The sequence below is a fragment of the Rhodococcus artemisiae genome (genome assembly GCF_036327795.1).
GTDB classification, from domain to species: domain Bacteria; phylum Actinomycetota; class Actinomycetes; order Mycobacteriales; family Mycobacteriaceae; genus Rhodococcus; species Rhodococcus artemisiae.
In genome coordinates, this window is the sequence record NZ_JAUTXY010000007.1 from 176,298 (window position 1) to 191,306 (window position 15,009).

Here is a 15,009-nt window from a genome sequence, read left to right on the forward strand (position 1 = left end):
CGAAGACCGGAATCCGCAAGTCGTTCGGTAGAACCGGTTATGACTGCCCCGGAAGTAAGCGGAGGAACAGAGCCTCCGCATCGGCCGTCACGTCGGATCCGTTGTACAAGCGGCCCGATAGCCATGTCTTGCGGCCCTCTATCCGATCAATCGTCCCTTCCACCACCAGCGGCGTGTAGACGGGAGTGATCTGGCGATAGTTGACCTTGAGAAACGCCGTGCGCGAGTGCGGCTGTCCCTTCTTGCTGACGAATATACCGAGAAAGTCATCGAACAACAGCGGTATCGTGCCGCCGTGAACTGCACCGTTTCCTCCGAGGTGTACGTCGCTGAACTCGACGGTAGCGCGGAAGGTGCGCTCGTCGAGGTAGTCGACATCGAACGGCACCAGGGTGGGATGGCCACGCGAACTCAGCCCTATCCGACGAGACGCACGATCGTCCTCCACCTGCTGCCGGGTGGACTCGAGGCGATCCGCTGCATCACGGAACTCGTGCTGCAGCGCCGCCATCAATTCCCGGTCCGGGGCCGCGGCGCACAGAGCAGCATGCATCCGACGGAATTCGCCGATCAGAGACTCGAATTCGATTCCGCCCTTGCTGACAGCGGCACGGGCCTCGACTTGCTCGGTCATCGCTTATCCGCCGTACTCGAATCCGACAGTTGCAGTCCTGTCGGCACAGTTCCGATGATTCCCGTCTGTTCGAGTGCCACCAGTTCCGCCTCCTCGAGTCCGAGTTCGCCGCCGAGAATCTCTTGGTTGTGCCGTCCGAGTGTGGGGGTACCGCTGCGGTGGGATCGCTCGGGTCCGACGGAGAATCTCATGGGCCATCCTTGGTACCGATCCGAACCGGCATCGTCGTGGTCGAGGGTCTCGTAGTACTTCCGGTGCGACAGTTGGGAATCCTGCAGGTAGTCACTACCTCTGGCGACCTTGGCAACGGGAATGCCATTGTTCGAAAGAATTTTCGTCAGGTAGGCCACCTCGTGCAACGATGTGCTCTCTGCCAACAGTCCGTCGAGCCGATCATGCGCGACACGACGATCTTCTGGACTGGCGAATCCCGGTTTCCCGAACCAGTCCGGGTGACCGAGTGCCTCACCGAGTGCGGTCCAGTCCGCATTGTCACGTACCGACAGCGCAATCCAACCATCCGCGGCGGGGTATACCCCCTGTGGCGCGGCCGATTCGCTGCGATTCCCCACACGCTGCCGGATCTCCCCTGTCATCGAATGATGAATGACCGGTTCCGGGCACGCAGTTGCTCCGGCCTCGATCTGACACACCTCGACGAGTTGTCCGCCACCACCCCGACGACGATGTTCCAGTGCAGCGAGTGTCGCGACGACTCCGTGCATCGCGACGAGCGGATCGGTATAACCGCCGGGAGTCTGAGGTTTCCCGTCCGGCGGGCCACTGACATACGACTGCCCCGACACCTGCTCGAACGCGTTGCCCCACCCGACGTAGTCGCGCCACGGGCCTTCGAGGCCGTATCCCGGCATGCGGACCATCACCATGTCCGGATTGATGTCGCGGACACGGTCCCAGCCGAAACCGAGTGTCTCGATGACACGTGCCGAATAGTTCTCCAGCAGTATGTCCGCGGAGGCGAGGAGCTGCTCCAGTAGGTCCCGACCCTCCTCACGGCTGAGGTCGAGAGTGAGTGATCGTTTGTTGAGATTGACCGCACGGAAGCGGCCGAATTCGAACCATCGCGGGCCTAGCGAGGGACCCGACATATTGAAGCGAAACCCGTCCGGCCGCTGCAACGATTCCACCTTGACGACATCGGCACCCATCGCACCGAGGTACGCGCCACACGCGCCACCCGCCCAGAACGTTCCCAGGTCCAGGACCTTCAGGCCGGCCAACGGCTGTGCAGGATCGCCGTCGGGTACGCCGGCCGACGGTGAACGGTGCGGCCATGGCACGGCGAACACCTCCTCGGTGTGCTCGCCCAATCGAGGCGCGGGGCGACACCACTGGGCCGGGCTACCGGACAGTCTCCACGGGAACGACGGATGGAGGAACTCCCCGCTCCGGGACGCTGCACGGGTAAAGAACTCTCGTTCGGTCCACTGCGCACTCCGCACGATGGATTCACCGTTGTGGACCGGGACCGCGGGTATACGCATGGCCTGACACAGGTCGACGACATCCTCGGCTCGCTGGTCGGCGAGCCACGCATCGACGCGGGCTTCGAATTCCACGCGGTCCGGACCACCGGCACGCAGCTCGTCCTGCCTGTCCGCGTATTCCTCTGCGCCGACGAGCAAGCACACGTCGTGCCATTGCTGTCCGGTGAGAACATTGATACCGACCCATCCGTCGGCGCAAGGCTTGACGCCGAGCAACACGTGTCCGGCGCTGTGCGGGCCACGGCCCATCCTCGCCAGAACTCCGTTGGTGAGCACCGGAAACGATGTGGTCGAGTGCGCACATTCGAGCAGCGAGGTGTCCACATCGCTTCCGCGGCCGGTGTTCCGGGCAGTCTCGACCGCGGTGAGGATTCCCACCGCCAAGTAGGTGCCCGCTATGAAATCCAGGTAGGCGCCACCGACTTTGGTAGGTGCCGACGAGTGCTCTCCGCGGGCGGCGACCCAGCCTGCACGAGCCTGCAGCGTCAGGTCTGTTGCGGGTAGGTGCGCGTCGGGACCGTCCTGGCCGAAGTTCGACAGTCGCGCAATCACCAGCCCGGGATTGTCCTTGCGCAGTAGTTCGGGATCCAGGCCTCTGACCTCGAGTCCACCCGGTCCGAAGTTCTCCACCAGGATGTCGGCGCCTGCGACGAGATCCCGGATCCGCTCGGTCTCGGACGAGTCGACCACGATCCCGCGTTTGTTCGCCGAGACATATCCGAACAGGCCGCCATCGAGGTGGTCCGGGTCGGTGGGAGCGAATGGACCTTCCTTCCGCAGAGGATCGCCTTCGGGGTCTTCCACCTTGACGACATCGGCTCCCAGATCGGCGAGGAGCCGTGCCGCGAAGGGCGCGGCGACGCCGGTGGCGAGTTCGACGACACGCAGACCGTCGAGCGCTCCGACGCTCACGATGCTGAACCAAGCAAGTCGCCGAGTCGACCCAGGTGCCATTGAGCGGACCCGAGTCGGAGTTCGGTGTTCTTGGCCCACAGGAGGTACCGGTGTACTGGATAGTCCAGAGCAACTCCGATTCCGCCGTGTAGTCGCTGTGCGGTGCCGGTGACGCGGGCAGAGCCCTCCGACGCCCAGAACTTCGCGATGGAAACCTCTCGCTCGGCCGGCAATCCACGGTCGAGTCGCCACAGGGCTTGCAGCGTCGTCACCCGGATGGCCTCCGTGTCGATGAACGCCGCACCCGCATGCAGCTTGACTGCCTGGAAGGTAGCAATCACACGCCCGAACTGCTCGCGTTCGTTGGTGTAGTTCGCGGTCAGGTGAAGCGCGCCTTCACACACACCGAGCAACAGAGCCGAAGATCCTGCGACAATGCGCTGCCACACCCACTGCAACGCATCATGGTCCGGCTCGGATTCGACGACCACATCGTCGGACGCCACCGCGACCCCGGTGAGGGTGACCGTGGCAGCAGGCTCTCCGTTGGTGGTGTCCTGCGCGATCGTCTCTACGCCGTCGGCCTGCGGATCGACAAGTACCAGGAGCGGGCCGCCTGCTGTGTCCGCAGCGACGAGGATCCGGTCGGCCTGCTCCCCCCATGGGACGGACGACAGCACACCGTCGAGAGTCCAACCCTCACCGTGGCGGCTCGCAGCAGGACGGACGCTCCGCTCGGCAGCGTCGATCCCGACGGTCAGCACCCGCGAGCCGTCGACCACGCCGGGCAACCACGCGCGGCGTTGGGCTTCGGAGCCGAATTGGTTGATCGCGAGCGCTGCCACAGTGGAATACAACACGGGTACGCGAGCGAGCCCCCGACCGCATTCGGTGAGAACGCATCCGAATTCGACGAGCCCCAGGCCACTGCCGCCCACGTCCTCCGGCAGCGCGATACCCAGCAAGCTCGCTCCGGCGAGCGCGGACCACAGCTCTGTGTCCGGCCATTTCGGGGAGGTCGAATCTCGCGACGCAACCACTGTGGCGGTCAATTCTCGCACCGCCACCTGTTCCTCGGTGGGATCGAAATCCATGCTCAGTCCTCGTCTTCCGATGTGATCGATCTGCGGTCGCGGGGTGCTTACCGCTTCGCGCGCACCATTCCCAGCGCCGATGTCGAGATCATCTCCAGCAGCATGTCGTTGTTACCGCCACCGAATGTGCCTACGACAGCGCCGCGATACGCCGTCTCGACACGCCCGTGTAGCACTGCGCCAGGAGAGCCGTTCCTGAGGGATCCTGGATACCCCAATACTTCGAGCAGGTCGGCCGTGGCCTCGATGAGCATTTCGGTGCCGTACACCTTCGACACAGCTGCATCGTGTGCGGTGAGCGCACCGTCACCGTTGGCCAGTGCGACCATGCGCCAGTTGAACAGTTTCATCGCCTCGAGCCGCGCGTCGAGCCGCGCGAGCGTGTGTCGTACCCACGGCGTGTCGATCAACCGACCACCGGCCGGCGACTCGGCCGTAGCGGCCCACTTCCCGACTTCCTCGGCGAGGCCGAGGATCCAGCCTCGCGACGCCGCCAGTGCGACGCGCTCGTGGTTGAGCTGTGTCGTGATGAGCCGCCAGCCGTCGTTCTCGGCACCGACCCGGTTGGCCACCGGTACCCGCAGGTTCGTGTAGTACGTCGATGTCGTCGCACGTACGCCGTCCTCGGCGATGGTGGGAAGCGGTGTGACCTCGAACCCGGGGCTGTCTGTGGGCACGATGAAGATCGACAAGCCCTTGTGTTTGGGTGCGGCAGGGTCGGTGCGGGCGGCAAGCCAAATGTAGTCCGACACCGCACCGCCGGTCGTGAAGATCTTGTTGCCATCGATGACATAGTCGTCGCCGTCGCGCACGGCCCGGGTCTGCAGCGATGCGAGGTCCGTGCCGGCTCCGGGCTCGGTGTACCCGACCGCGAAATCGATCTCACCGCTGAGTATCGACGGTAAGTAGCGTTGTTTCTGTTCCTCGGTACCGTATGTCATCAGTGTGGGGCCGACGGTGTTCAGCGCGAGCATAGGAATAGGTACGCCGGCGCGTTTGGCTTCGTCGAAGAACACGAACTGCTCGAGTTCGGAACGGCCTTGGCCGCCGTACTCGACCGGCCAACCGATCCCGAGCCAGCCGTCGCGGCCGAGTGTTGCGGAGATCTCCTTCAGACGATCTCGGCCGAAGATTTCTTTACTGGAGCGTTCTTCTTCGGTCACCAGACCCGCAAAGTAGGCACGAAGTTCGTCCCGGAGGGTGAGCATGCTGTCGGTGAAGGCGATGTGCATCGGACCTCATTTCCCGGACTGGCGGATCAGCGTGTCACTCATCAACTCGATGTCGCGCACGAATTCGTCATAGCTGCGGCTGGTCGGCTCTATCGTGATCCAGGTGACGCCGGAGCCGGCGTACTCGTCCAGTCGCGGTGCCAGTGCGGCACAGAAAGCCGAGGTTCCTTCGGTGCGCAACAGATCCTTCTCGAACGGCACGAAGCTCACGTCGATGTCCGACTTGCCCAGTTCAGCGCGGCGCTTGTTCTGCTCGGTGATCAGGGAGTGAAGCGTGTCGATACTCTCGAGGGCCGGGGTGCGGGTGATTTCGGCCGTGCGCGCATTCTGCGCCATCGGCATCCATCCGTCCCCGGTTTCGACGGCACGACGCTGCGCCGCTTTGCTGTTGCCCCCGATCCAGATGGGCGGGCCGCCTTCCTGAGTTGGTAATGGAAGCGAAACATGTTTCTTCACACCGAATTCCGGCCCCTCGTGCTCCATGCCTGCCCATGTCGCCCGCATTGCTGCGATAGCTTCGTCCAGCAGCTTTCCGCGTCGCGCGAAGTCCGCTCCGAGCGCGTCGAACTCCGACTTCAGATACCCGGCGGCCATACCGAGGGTCAGGCGACCGCCGGACAGGACATCAAGGCTCGACGCCGATTTTGCGCCCAGGTACGGACTGCGGTAGCCGGCGACCATCACGTAGGTGATGAGACGGATCCGTTGAGTGGCCTCCGCAGCCATGCTCAGCGATACGAAGGGATCGAAAGCGTGATGCCCCCCGTTCGCGAGCCAGTCCTTGTCCGGATAAGGATGCTCGCTCATCGAGAATCCGTCGAAGCCGGCATCCTCGATGAGCTTGGCTACCTTTCCGAGACTGCCGTCTCCGATCCACCGCGGATAGTGCTTGACCGCGCGCATCGGGAACATCAGATTGAACTTCAGCGGCATGGCTTGCCCCTCCCTGTCAGCGCAGCAACTCGCGGGCGATCACGACGCGCTGCACCTCGGTGGCGCCTTCGCCGAGACGCTTGACGCGCAGGTCGCGGTACCAGCGCTCGAGCGGCAGCTCGTCGGACAGGCCGAGCGCACCGTGGATCTGGATACACCGGTCGAGGATCTTGAATGCCGCTTCGGTTCCGTACATCTTCGACACCGACGCATCGACCTTGACGTCCTTGCCGAGGTCGGCGTTCCATGCGGCCTGGTACATCAGCAGCCGTGCCGCGCGCAGCTCCACTTCGCATTCGACGAGCATCCATTGGATGCCCTGCTTGTCGGACAGCTTGCCGCCGAACACGTCGCGATCCTTCGCCCAACGGCATGCCATGTCGAGCGCTTCCTGAGCAATACCGATCGGTCCGGCTGCGTACATGATCCGGCCGTAGATGAGGAAGTCACTCGCGAGCGCGAAGCCCTTTCCCTCCTCGCCGATCAGATTGCCGACAGGGATCCGCGCGTTGTCGAAGTGCACCTCGAAAGGAGCAAAGGACGCCATGACGTTGATGCGGTGGAACGAGACCCCGGGTGTGCCCTTTTCGACGATGAAACACGAGATCCCGCCGCGGCCTTCACCGGTGCGTGCGTACACCACGCCCCAGTCTGCATTCTCGGCGTGACTCGTCCACATCTTACTTCCGTTGAGCACGTAGTGGTCGCCGTCGCGGACAGCCTTGAGCTGGATGGCGCGGGCGGGATCGGATCCACCGGATGCCTCACTGATCGAGGTGTAGGCCTTGGTCGCCGTACCGTCGATGATCGGCTGCGCAAACTTCGCGAACTGTTCGGGCGGCGCCTTGAACATCACGTTGGGCGGATTGCCGCCGAAGGCTCCGAGAGCCGGAAAAAACGCTCCCATACGGCATTTGGCGGCTTCCTCAGCAACGATGACCTGCCCCAGAACGCTCAGGCCTGCACCGCCGTACTCTACGGGGGTTTGCATGGCCCACAGGCCGAGCTTGCGGGCCTTCTCCTGAAGCACCAGCAACTGTTCGCGGGGCAGTCCCGCGGCGTCGTGCGGGAGGCTCGCCTCGAGCGGGTGAACCTCGGTCGCCATGAACCGCCGCACGGTGTCCCGCAGCATGCGGAACTCCTCGGGTAGTTCCCAAGCACCTGTGATCGACGTGTCTTCGACGGTGGTCACGAGACTCCTTCTAGACGGTCGTGCCGAAGCGACGGGCGCGTGCATTCTCGAGCTGAGGGACATGGTTCGCGTCGTACTGTTCGATCCATTCCTTCGGGAGCTTGTCCCATGCGTCGCCGATTCGCAGACGTCCACCGTCATTGAGGATTTCGGCGCCGACCACGTCGCCGACGAAGATTGTGCTCTCCTGCACGTCGAGCGAGGCGGAGACGCGTGCCTCGACGTAGCTGTGAGCGTCGAGAAGGATGGGCGCGCCGGTGACACCGGTCTTGGTACGCAGTTTCGAGATCTTGTCTCCGTCGCGGCCCGAGCTTCCGCCCAGCGTCATGAGGATCTCGAGAGACTTGTCGATCTGGTCTTCCTCGGAGCTGAGCATGTGCATCACGAAGATCCCGGACTCGAGCACCATGTCGTGGGTCTTGTTGTACTTGGTGAGGCTGATGGTGGCGCGAGGGGCCTCGGGGATGATGCTGGCAGATCCGGCGGAGAGCGACATCAGCCCGTTCGCGATCCCGCCGTTGATGGTGGTGATGGCAACCGGGAACGGGCGCAGGCCTGCGAGGGCGCGGTTGGCGGCGTCGGTGTCGAGGGTCATGGATCTCTCATTTCGTCGAATCGGATGTGACCTAGCGCTGCAGCCGGGTGGCGGCAGTGGATCTCGAAAGCAGTTGGTCTAGAGGACGGTCCAGGTGTTGTTTCCGTGGAGAACCTGCTGCAGGTCTGCTGGTGTGGTTTCCTTGGCTCGGCTCACCTGCTCGCGGGCACCGTCGTCGTAGGTCGGACGCACGGCCTGGCGCACGATCCCGGTCACGGTGTAGGTGAGGCCCTGGTCCGACAACCGCGACAGCGCATAGGCGTATTCGGGGTCGTCCGTGTGCGCATCGTGGACGACGATGTCACCCGGTTCGACATCACTCGTCCGAGCGATGTTCAAGCCGAAGCCTTTGCGCACCACGCACAGTTCGCCTTCGGCACCGAACACGATGGGTTCGCCGTGCCGCACGTGGATCAGTCGCGACTCAGCGCCCTCCTTGCGGAGTAGGTCGAACGATCCGTCGTTGAAAATGGGGCAGTCCTGCAGGATCTCGACGAATGCCGCGCCACGGTGCTGGGCGGCCGCGAGGAGGACCTCGCTCAGTCCGGTACGGTCCGAGTCGAGTGCACGTCCCACGAAGGTCGCCTCCGCACCGATCGCCAGCGACATCGTGTTGAACGGTGCATCGATGGATCCCACGGGGGTCGACTTCGTGATCTTGCCGATCTCCGAAGTCGGCGAGTATTGCCCCTTCGTCAGTCCGTAGATCCTGTTGTTGAACATCAGGATTCGCATGTTCACGTTGCGGCGCAACGCATGGATGAGGTGATTGCCGCCGATGGACAACGAGTCGCCGTCACCGGTGACGACCCACACCGACAGGTCCGGGCGGGTGACGGACAGGCCGGTCGCGATTGTCGGGGCGCGACCATGGATCGAATGCACTCCGTAGGTCTCGAGGTAGTACGGGAACCGCGACGAGCAGCCGATGCCCGATACGAAAACGATGTTCTCGCGCTTCAGGCCCAGTTGCGGCAGCATGCTGCGGACCGTTGCGAGGATGACGTAGTCGCCACATCCTGGGCACCACCGCACTTCCTGCGAGGACATGAAGTCCTTTGCCTTCTGCGGTACATCGGTTCGCGGTATGTCGGCGAGGGCGCTGAGGCCCAGGTCGACGCCGACGCGGGTACTCGAATCGGTTTCGTTCGAGATGACACTGGTCATGGTGTTCTCCAAATCGGTGCGCGCTGTCAACGGAGGGCGACAGCGGCAACGGCAGCGGGTGTCTTCGCGGCCTCGGTGGCCGCTAGGGTTCCGGCAAACTCCTCGAGAAGTGCCTCGTGCAGTTCGTCTGCGAGGAAAGCCATTCCTGACACCTTGGTCACGGGTTGAATGTCGACGTCGAAGCGTGCCTTCAGCAGCATCGACAACTGGCCGAGGTTCATCTCCGGTACCACTACCCGCCGGTATCGTCCGAGGACCTCACCGAGATTGGCCGGCATCGGGTTCAGGTGCCGCAGGTGTGCACGAGCGATCGTGCGCCCAGAGCGCCGCACTCGCCGCACAGCTTCACCGATCGGCCCGAAGGACGAGCCCCACCCCAGTACGAGAATGTCAGCATCTCCATCCGGATCGTCGACGGCCAGATCCGGCACCTCGACGCGTGCGATCCGTGCGTCACGCACGCGAGTCATCAACTCGTGGTTGTCGTGGGTGTAGGAAATGTCGCCGGTACCGTTGGCCTTCTCGAGTCCACCGATGCGGTGTTCGAGGCCCGCGGTCCCGGGTACAGCCCAATCTCGCGCAAGGGTCTCGGGATCGCGAGCATACGGCAGATACGCGCCTCCCTGATCGGCATCATGCGGCGCAGCAGCAAGGTCGGATTCGATCGTGGGCAGTGAACCGACGTCGGGGATAGACCACGGTTCCGAACCGTTGGCGATCGCACCATCGGACAACAACATCACCGGTGTCCGGTAGGTCACGGCGATGCGGGCGGCTTCCACTGCGGCGTCGAAGCAATCGGCGGGAGACTGCGGTGCGACGATCGCGACCGGGGACTCACCGTTACGCCCGAACATTGCCTGTAACAGGTCGGCCTGTTCGGTCTTGGTGGGTAGACCGGTGGATGGACCACCGCGCTGGACGTCGACGATGATGAGTGGCAGTTCGGTCATCACTGCGAGGCCGATCGCCTCGGATTTGAGCGCGACACCGGGACCGGATGTGCTGGTCACTCCCAGCGCTCCGCCGTAGGATGCGCCGATCGCGGCGCCAATCCCGGCGATCTCGTCCTCCGCCTGGAATGTCACCACTCCGAACTGCTTCAGCTTGCTCAACTCGTGCAGGATGTCCGACGCGGGAGTGATCGGGTAGGTACCCAGGAACACGTCCATTCCTGCAGACTGTCCCGCTGCCACCAACCCGTAGGAAAGTGCAGTATTGCCGGTGATCTGGCGGTAGGTTCCGGCGGGGAGTTTCGCCGGGGCAACCTCGTAGGTGGTGGCGAACGACTCGGTGGTCTCGCCGTAGTTCCACCCCGCTTTCAGCGCGAGCATGTTGGCCTTCGCGATATCCGGCTTCTTCGCGAACTTCTGTTCCAGGAACGCTTCGATCGCTGTCAGCGGACGTCCGTACATCCAGGACAGAACACCGAGGGCGAACATGTTCTTGGACCGTTCGGCGTCCTTCTTACCGATGCCGACGGGTTCGACCGCACCGATCGTCAAGGTTGCCATCGGGATGGCATGTATCTGGTACTCCTCGAAGGCCTCGGATTCGAGTGGATTGCTGTCGTATCCCACCTTCGCCAGGTTACGTTTGGTGAAATCGTCGGTATTGACGATCAGCGTGCCGCCGCGAGGAAGATCGGCGATGTTCGCCTTCAACGCGGCAGGGTTCATCGCGACGAGCACATCCGGCCGATCCCCAGCGGTGAGAATGTCGTACTCGGCGATCTGGATCTGGAAGCTCGACACACCGTGCAGAGTCCCCTGAGGTGCCCGGATCTCGGCAGGAAAATTCGGCTGAGTCGCCAGGTCGTTACCGAATGCGGCTGCCTCAGAGGTGAATTGGTCGCCTGCCAGCTGCATGCCGTCGCCGGAATCACCCGCGATACGGATGACCACCTGCTCGAGTTTGGTCGCCCCGTCGGATGACAGCTGCTCCGAATCCGGAGTTATCGTCTCGGAACTCATTGTCTATCCCGTTCCCTTCGGAAGATCACCGTGGCGTGCCGCGGATCGCGTCAAAAAATCGCCGAGACCGGCGGTGAACATGTCGTTGTCGTCTCCGGTGACCATGTGTCCGGCTTCGCGCACATCGATCACCTCCAGATGTGGTATCAGTCCGCGCATCTCACCGACGCCGGCCTCGGACACGACATCCGACGCCTGTCCACGGACAAGCAGTACAGGGCGAGTGATCCTCCGCGCAGCCTCCGAGGCACGCTGCCGGATCTCCTCACTGACAGGCGCGTCCGGGTCCGTCGAGCCCTGCGGGGCGAGCATGGCCGGGTCCCAGTGCCAGTGCCAGCGACCGTCGCGTAGGCGCAGGTTCTTCCGCAGGCCGTCCACGTTCCTCGCTCGCGGCGCCCCAGACTTGTAGGCCGATACCGCGTCGGCGGCTTCTTCGAGGGACGCGAATCCGACCGGTGCGCTTGTCATGAACTCTCGCACCCTGCGACCTCCGCCCATCTCGACCGTGACGGTGATGTCGACCAGGACGAGGATGTCGGCAAGATCAGGGTCCTCCCCGAGACCGATCAGCGCGACCTTGCCTCCGAGTGAGGCCCCGACGATGGCAACAGGAAGTCCCGGATTGGAATTTCTGACGGTGCGAACAATCTCTTGAAGATCTGCTAGGTGCGCGGAGACGCCGTAACTTCCGTCGGCCGCCCACTCGCTGTCGCCATGGCCGCGCAAATCGACCGTACAGGCCACCCACCCGGCCGGCGCGAGTCGCGCGGCCGTGCGACGCCAGGAGTGCCTGGTCTGCGCCACGCCGTGCAGGAAGAGCACAACACCGTGCACCTGAGCCTCATGCACCTCGGCGGACCATAGATCACCGACAAGGTCGACTCCCGCACCGCGGAACGTTGTACGACTCGGTGTCACCTGCATTCGCTGCACCTTCCTCGCCGAAACGCTAGAGCCTCCAAGTAGTCAGGCGCCCCAGCCGAGGATTTCGTCACCCGTCCGGGGCGCCTGAGCCCACTCTATCTGACACTAATGTTCATTTCCAGGGGAATCTGTCGGAACTTCGATCACCACTGCACCGGCCTGCCCCCCGCCCGCACACATCGCCGCGACACCGATGCCACCCCCGCGACGGCGCAGCTCGTGGACGAGAGAGATGACCATGCGCGCGCCGGACGCCGCTACCGGATGCCCGAGGCTGCATCCGCTACCCATCACATTGACGATGTTCTCGTCGATGCCGAGCTTCTTGCAGGCCGCGATCGGCACCGATGCGAACGCTTCGTTGATCTCCCACAGCGCTACGTCGGCGATTCCCACGTCTGCGCGGCCGAGCACCTTAGGAATGACATCGAGTACCGCCAGGCCTGTCCTGGCCGGCTCCACCGCCGACGCCGCCCACGCCCGCACCGTCGCAAGGGGAATCAGTCCCTGTTCCGCGGCGAGTTCGCTGCCGACGATCGCCACAGCGGCGGCCGCGTCATTGATGCCGCTCGCACTGCCCGCCGTCACGGAGAATCCCTCGATCTCGGGGTGGAGCAACTTCAGGCCCGCGAGCTTCTCGAGGGTGCTGTCCCGCCGCGGGTGTTCATCGGTGGTGAATTCCACACGGCTACCGTCCGCCTGCAATGCCTGCACGGGGACGATCTCATCCTTGAAGGAACCCGCTTCGATCGCAGCGATCGCCCGCTGGTGCGAGCGAACGGCCCACGCATCCATCTCTTCGCGGGTGATACCGACTTCCTTGGCCGTGTTCCATCCGACAGTGATGGACATGTCCATGTTCGGCGCCTCGGCGGTGTCCGGGTGCGACGGGGGCATCCACTTCTCGGTGAATTCGTCAACCGTGCCCGGGGTGCGGAACTTCTGCCACGGCGCGGTCGACGACGAGTTGGTACCGCCGGCGATAATGGCTTTCTCGGCGCCCGCGATGATCGCCGCCGCAGCGTTGCCGATGGCGGTCAGGCTTCCCGCGCAGTGCCGATTCACGGATTGCCCTGGTACCTGCAGCATTCCGGCGACGACGGCCGCGTGCCGCGCGATGTCACCGCCACCGTAGTTGGACTCGGCGAGGATGATGTCGTCGATCTGCGACGCATCCAGACCCGAGCGCCGCTGGACCTCATTCACCACCACCTGCGCAAGTTCCATCGCGGTGGTGTCTTTGAGGGTGCCCTTGAACGCGGTCCCGATCGGGGTGCGGGCCCCGGCCACGATGACGGCGTCGATCTTTCCGTTGTCGGTCATGCTTTTCCTTACGATTCCGGAGTATTCGGTCAGCCGAGAGTGAAGGGGTCGCGCGTCTGGCCGCTCAACTCCACCCACACGGCCTTGGTCTCGGCGAAGTCCTTGATGGCGTCGATGCCGTTCTCGCGGCCGATGCCGCTCGCGCCCATACCGCCGAAGGGGACGTGTGGAGACACCGCGCGGTAGGCGTTGACCCACACCGTGCCGGCGCGCAGCTGCCCGGCCACGCGGTGCGCACGGTAGACATCCTTCGTCCACACGGAGCCCGCGAGCCCGAACTCGGTGCTGTTGGCTGCTGTGACCGCCTCGTCTTCCTCGGTGAACGTGGACACCGCGAGCACGGGTCCGAAAACCTCCTCGGCAACCGCTCTCATGTCGGGTGTGACGTTCGTGAGAACGGTGGGCTTGACGAAGAATCCGCCCAGCTCCTCGACGGGCTCGCCGCCGTAGGCGATCGTGGCACCCTGCTGGCGAGCGGATTCGAAATGCGACAGGACCTTCTGGAACTGCGGTTCGTTGGAAACGGGCCCCATCTCCGTCTTCGGGTCCTTGGGGTCGCCGATCACGATTCGTGATGCACGGTCGACCACCTTCGCGACCAGTTCGTCGGCTACGGACTCGTGCACGAGCAGCCGCGAACCGGCCAGGCATGTCTGTCCGGTCGCTGCGAAGATCCCCGCAACCACACCGTTGGCCGCGGCATCGAGGTCCGCGTCGGGGAAGACGACCTGCGCCGACTTACCGCCGAGCTCGAGGGTGAATCGGGTCATGTTCTCGATCGCGGCCTGTCCGACCTTGATCCCGGTCCCGGTGGATCCGGTGAAGGCGATCTTGTCGACACCCGGGTGCGACGCGAGCGCGGCACCGGTCTCGGGACCCCAGCCTGTGATCACGTTGACCACACCGGGCGGAAATCCCGCTTCGTCGAACAGCCGTCCGAAGGCCAGCGTCGATGCCGGGGTGTGGTCGCTCGGCTTGATCACGAACGTGCACCCGGCAGCGAGGCCCGCGGCCAGCTTCCAGGTGAGGAGCAGCAGCGGCGAGTTCCACGGTGTGATCGCACCGACGACACCCACCGGTTCGTGCGTGGTGTACACGAGGAAGTTCGACTTGTCGGTCGGAACGACGCTGCCCTCGAGCTTGTCGGCCAATCCCGCGTAGTAATAGTAGTACTCGGGCAGGCCCTTCATCTGGCCCGACATCTCGCGCATCAGCTTGCCGCCGTCGCGCACCTCGAGTTCGGCGAGGTTGTCGGCCTCGCGAGCGATGATGTCGCCGACATTCCGCAGCAGCTTGCCGCGCGCAGTGGCAGTGAGGCGGCCCCATTCGCCGTTCAGTGCGTTGCGTGCCGCCTCCACGGCGCGGTCGATGTCCTCCTTGCTTCCGTCCGGTACTTCTGCCCACGGCGTGCCGGTATACGGATCGAGACTTCGATACGTCTTGCCGGACACCGCCGGGACCTCGACACCACCGATCAGCTGCCCGAATCGGAGGAGCTGGTCTGTCTCGACGCTGCTGCTCATGTGTACTCCTGTTTCTA

At 64.0% G+C, this 15,009-nt stretch carries 12 protein-coding genes; all 12 read right to left on the reverse strand.

The genetic code is table 11. From position 1 onward, the window contains the following. Nucleotides 1–37: 37 nt before the first annotated feature. Nucleotides 38–634 (reverse strand): PaaI family thioesterase, encoded by a 597-nt coding sequence (locus Q7514_RS16655; protein ID WP_330134396.1) that lies wholly within the window; start codon nt 632–634, stop codon nt 38–40. Beyond that, nucleotides 631–3,054, reverse strand: a complete 2,424-nt coding sequence (locus Q7514_RS16660; RefSeq protein ID WP_330134397.1) for a CaiB/BaiF CoA transferase family protein — start codon at nt 3,052–3,054, stop codon at nt 631–633. The genes Q7514_RS16655 and Q7514_RS16660 overlap by 4 nt, the downstream gene beginning before the upstream one ends. Next, entirely contained in the window at nt 3,051–4,130 is a 1,080-nt protein-coding gene (locus Q7514_RS16665; RefSeq protein ID WP_330134398.1) for an acyl-CoA dehydrogenase family protein, read from the reverse strand. Before Q7514_RS16665 ends, Q7514_RS16660 begins: the two co-directional genes overlap by 4 nt. Nucleotides 4,131–4,177: 47 nt before the next feature. After that, nucleotides 4,178–5,362 carry an acyl-CoA dehydrogenase family protein gene (locus Q7514_RS16670; protein ID WP_330134399.1) on the reverse strand — a complete coding sequence of 395 codons (1,185 nt, stop codon included), beginning with the start codon at nt 5,360–5,362 and terminating at the stop codon, nt 4,178–4,180. Nucleotides 5,363–5,368: 6 nt separating this feature from the next. Further along, the gene (locus tag Q7514_RS16675) at nt 5,369–6,295 is read right to left on the reverse strand and encodes an LLM class F420-dependent oxidoreductase (RefSeq protein WP_330134400.1); all 927 of its coding nucleotides are present in this window, start codon (nt 6,293–6,295) and stop codon (nt 5,369–5,371) included. Between the two features lie 16 nt (nt 6,296–6,311). Then, the gene (locus tag Q7514_RS16680; protein WP_330134527.1) at nt 6,312–7,427 is read right to left on the reverse strand and encodes an acyl-CoA dehydrogenase family protein; all 1,116 of its coding nucleotides are present in this window, start codon (nt 7,425–7,427) and stop codon (nt 6,312–6,314) included. A gap of 70 nt (nt 7,428–7,497) precedes the next feature. Then, the gene (locus Q7514_RS16685) at nt 7,498–8,082 is read right to left on the reverse strand and encodes a flavin reductase family protein (RefSeq protein ID WP_330134401.1); all 585 of its coding nucleotides are present in this window, start codon (nt 8,080–8,082) and stop codon (nt 7,498–7,500) included. Nucleotides 8,083–8,160: 78 nt separating this feature from the next. Beyond that, complete coding sequence (locus Q7514_RS16690; protein WP_330134402.1) at nt 8,161–9,249, reverse strand: 2-oxoacid:ferredoxin oxidoreductase subunit beta; 1,089 nt, start codon at nt 9,247–9,249, stop codon at nt 8,161–8,163. Between the two features lie 26 nt (nt 9,250–9,275). Then, complete coding sequence (locus Q7514_RS16695) at nt 9,276–11,222, reverse strand: 2-oxoacid:acceptor oxidoreductase subunit alpha (protein WP_330134403.1); 1,947 nt, start codon at nt 11,220–11,222, stop codon at nt 9,276–9,278. Nucleotides 11,223–11,225: 3 nt separating this feature from the next. Continuing rightward, nucleotides 11,226–12,146, reverse strand: coding sequence for an alpha/beta fold hydrolase (locus tag Q7514_RS16700; RefSeq protein ID WP_330134404.1), 921 nt, complete (start codon nt 12,144–12,146; stop codon nt 11,226–11,228). Between the two features lie 105 nt (nt 12,147–12,251). Then, nucleotides 12,252–13,469, reverse strand: coding sequence for a thiolase family protein (locus Q7514_RS16705; RefSeq protein WP_330134405.1), 1,218 nt, complete (start codon nt 13,467–13,469; stop codon nt 12,252–12,254). Between the two features lie 29 nt (nt 13,470–13,498). Further along, the gene (locus Q7514_RS16710; RefSeq protein WP_330134406.1) at nt 13,499–14,992 is read right to left on the reverse strand and encodes an aldehyde dehydrogenase; all 1,494 of its coding nucleotides are present in this window, start codon (nt 14,990–14,992) and stop codon (nt 13,499–13,501) included. Between the last annotated feature and the right edge of the window lie 17 nt (nt 14,993–15,009).

What these genes read in the sequence shown, in the direction of transcription:
- Q7514_RS16655 (WP_330134396.1), bottom strand. Translation starts at nt 634, where the DNA reads ATGACCGAGCAAGTCGAGGCCCGTGCCGCTGTCAGCAAGGGCGGAATC.
- Q7514_RS16665 (WP_330134398.1), bottom strand. Translation starts at nt 4,130, where the DNA reads ATGGATTTCGATCCCACCGAGGAACAGGTGGCGGTGCGAGAATTGACC.
- Q7514_RS16670 (WP_330134399.1), bottom strand. Translation starts at nt 5,362, where the DNA reads ATGCACATCGCCTTCACCGACAGCATGCTCACCCTCCGGGACGAACTT.
- Q7514_RS16675 (WP_330134400.1), bottom strand. Translation starts at nt 6,295, where the DNA reads ATGCCGCTGAAGTTCAATCTGATGTTCCCGATGCGCGCGGTCAAGCAC.
- Q7514_RS16680 (WP_330134527.1), bottom strand. Translation starts at nt 7,427, where the DNA reads ATGCTGCGGGACACCGTGCGGCGGTTCATGGCGACCGAGGTTCACCCG.
- Q7514_RS16685 (WP_330134401.1), bottom strand. Translation starts at nt 8,082, where the DNA reads ATGACCCTCGACACCGACGCCGCCAACCGCGCCCTCGCAGGCCTGCGC.
- Q7514_RS16690 (WP_330134402.1), bottom strand. Translation starts at nt 9,249, where the DNA reads ATGACCAGTGTCATCTCGAACGAAACCGATTCGAGTACCCGCGTCGGC.
- Q7514_RS16695 (WP_330134403.1), bottom strand. Translation starts at nt 11,222, where the DNA reads ATGAGTTCCGAGACGATAACTCCGGATTCGGAGCAGCTGTCATCCGAC.
- Q7514_RS16700 (WP_330134404.1), bottom strand. Translation starts at nt 12,146, where the DNA reads ATGCAGGTGACACCGAGTCGTACAACGTTCCGCGGTGCGGGAGTCGAC.
- Q7514_RS16705 (WP_330134405.1), bottom strand. Translation starts at nt 13,469, where the DNA reads ATGACCGACAACGGAAAGATCGACGCCGTCATCGTGGCCGGGGCCCGC.
- Q7514_RS16710 (WP_330134406.1), bottom strand. Translation starts at nt 14,992, where the DNA reads ATGAGCAGCAGCGTCGAGACAGACCAGCTCCTCCGATTCGGGCAGCTG.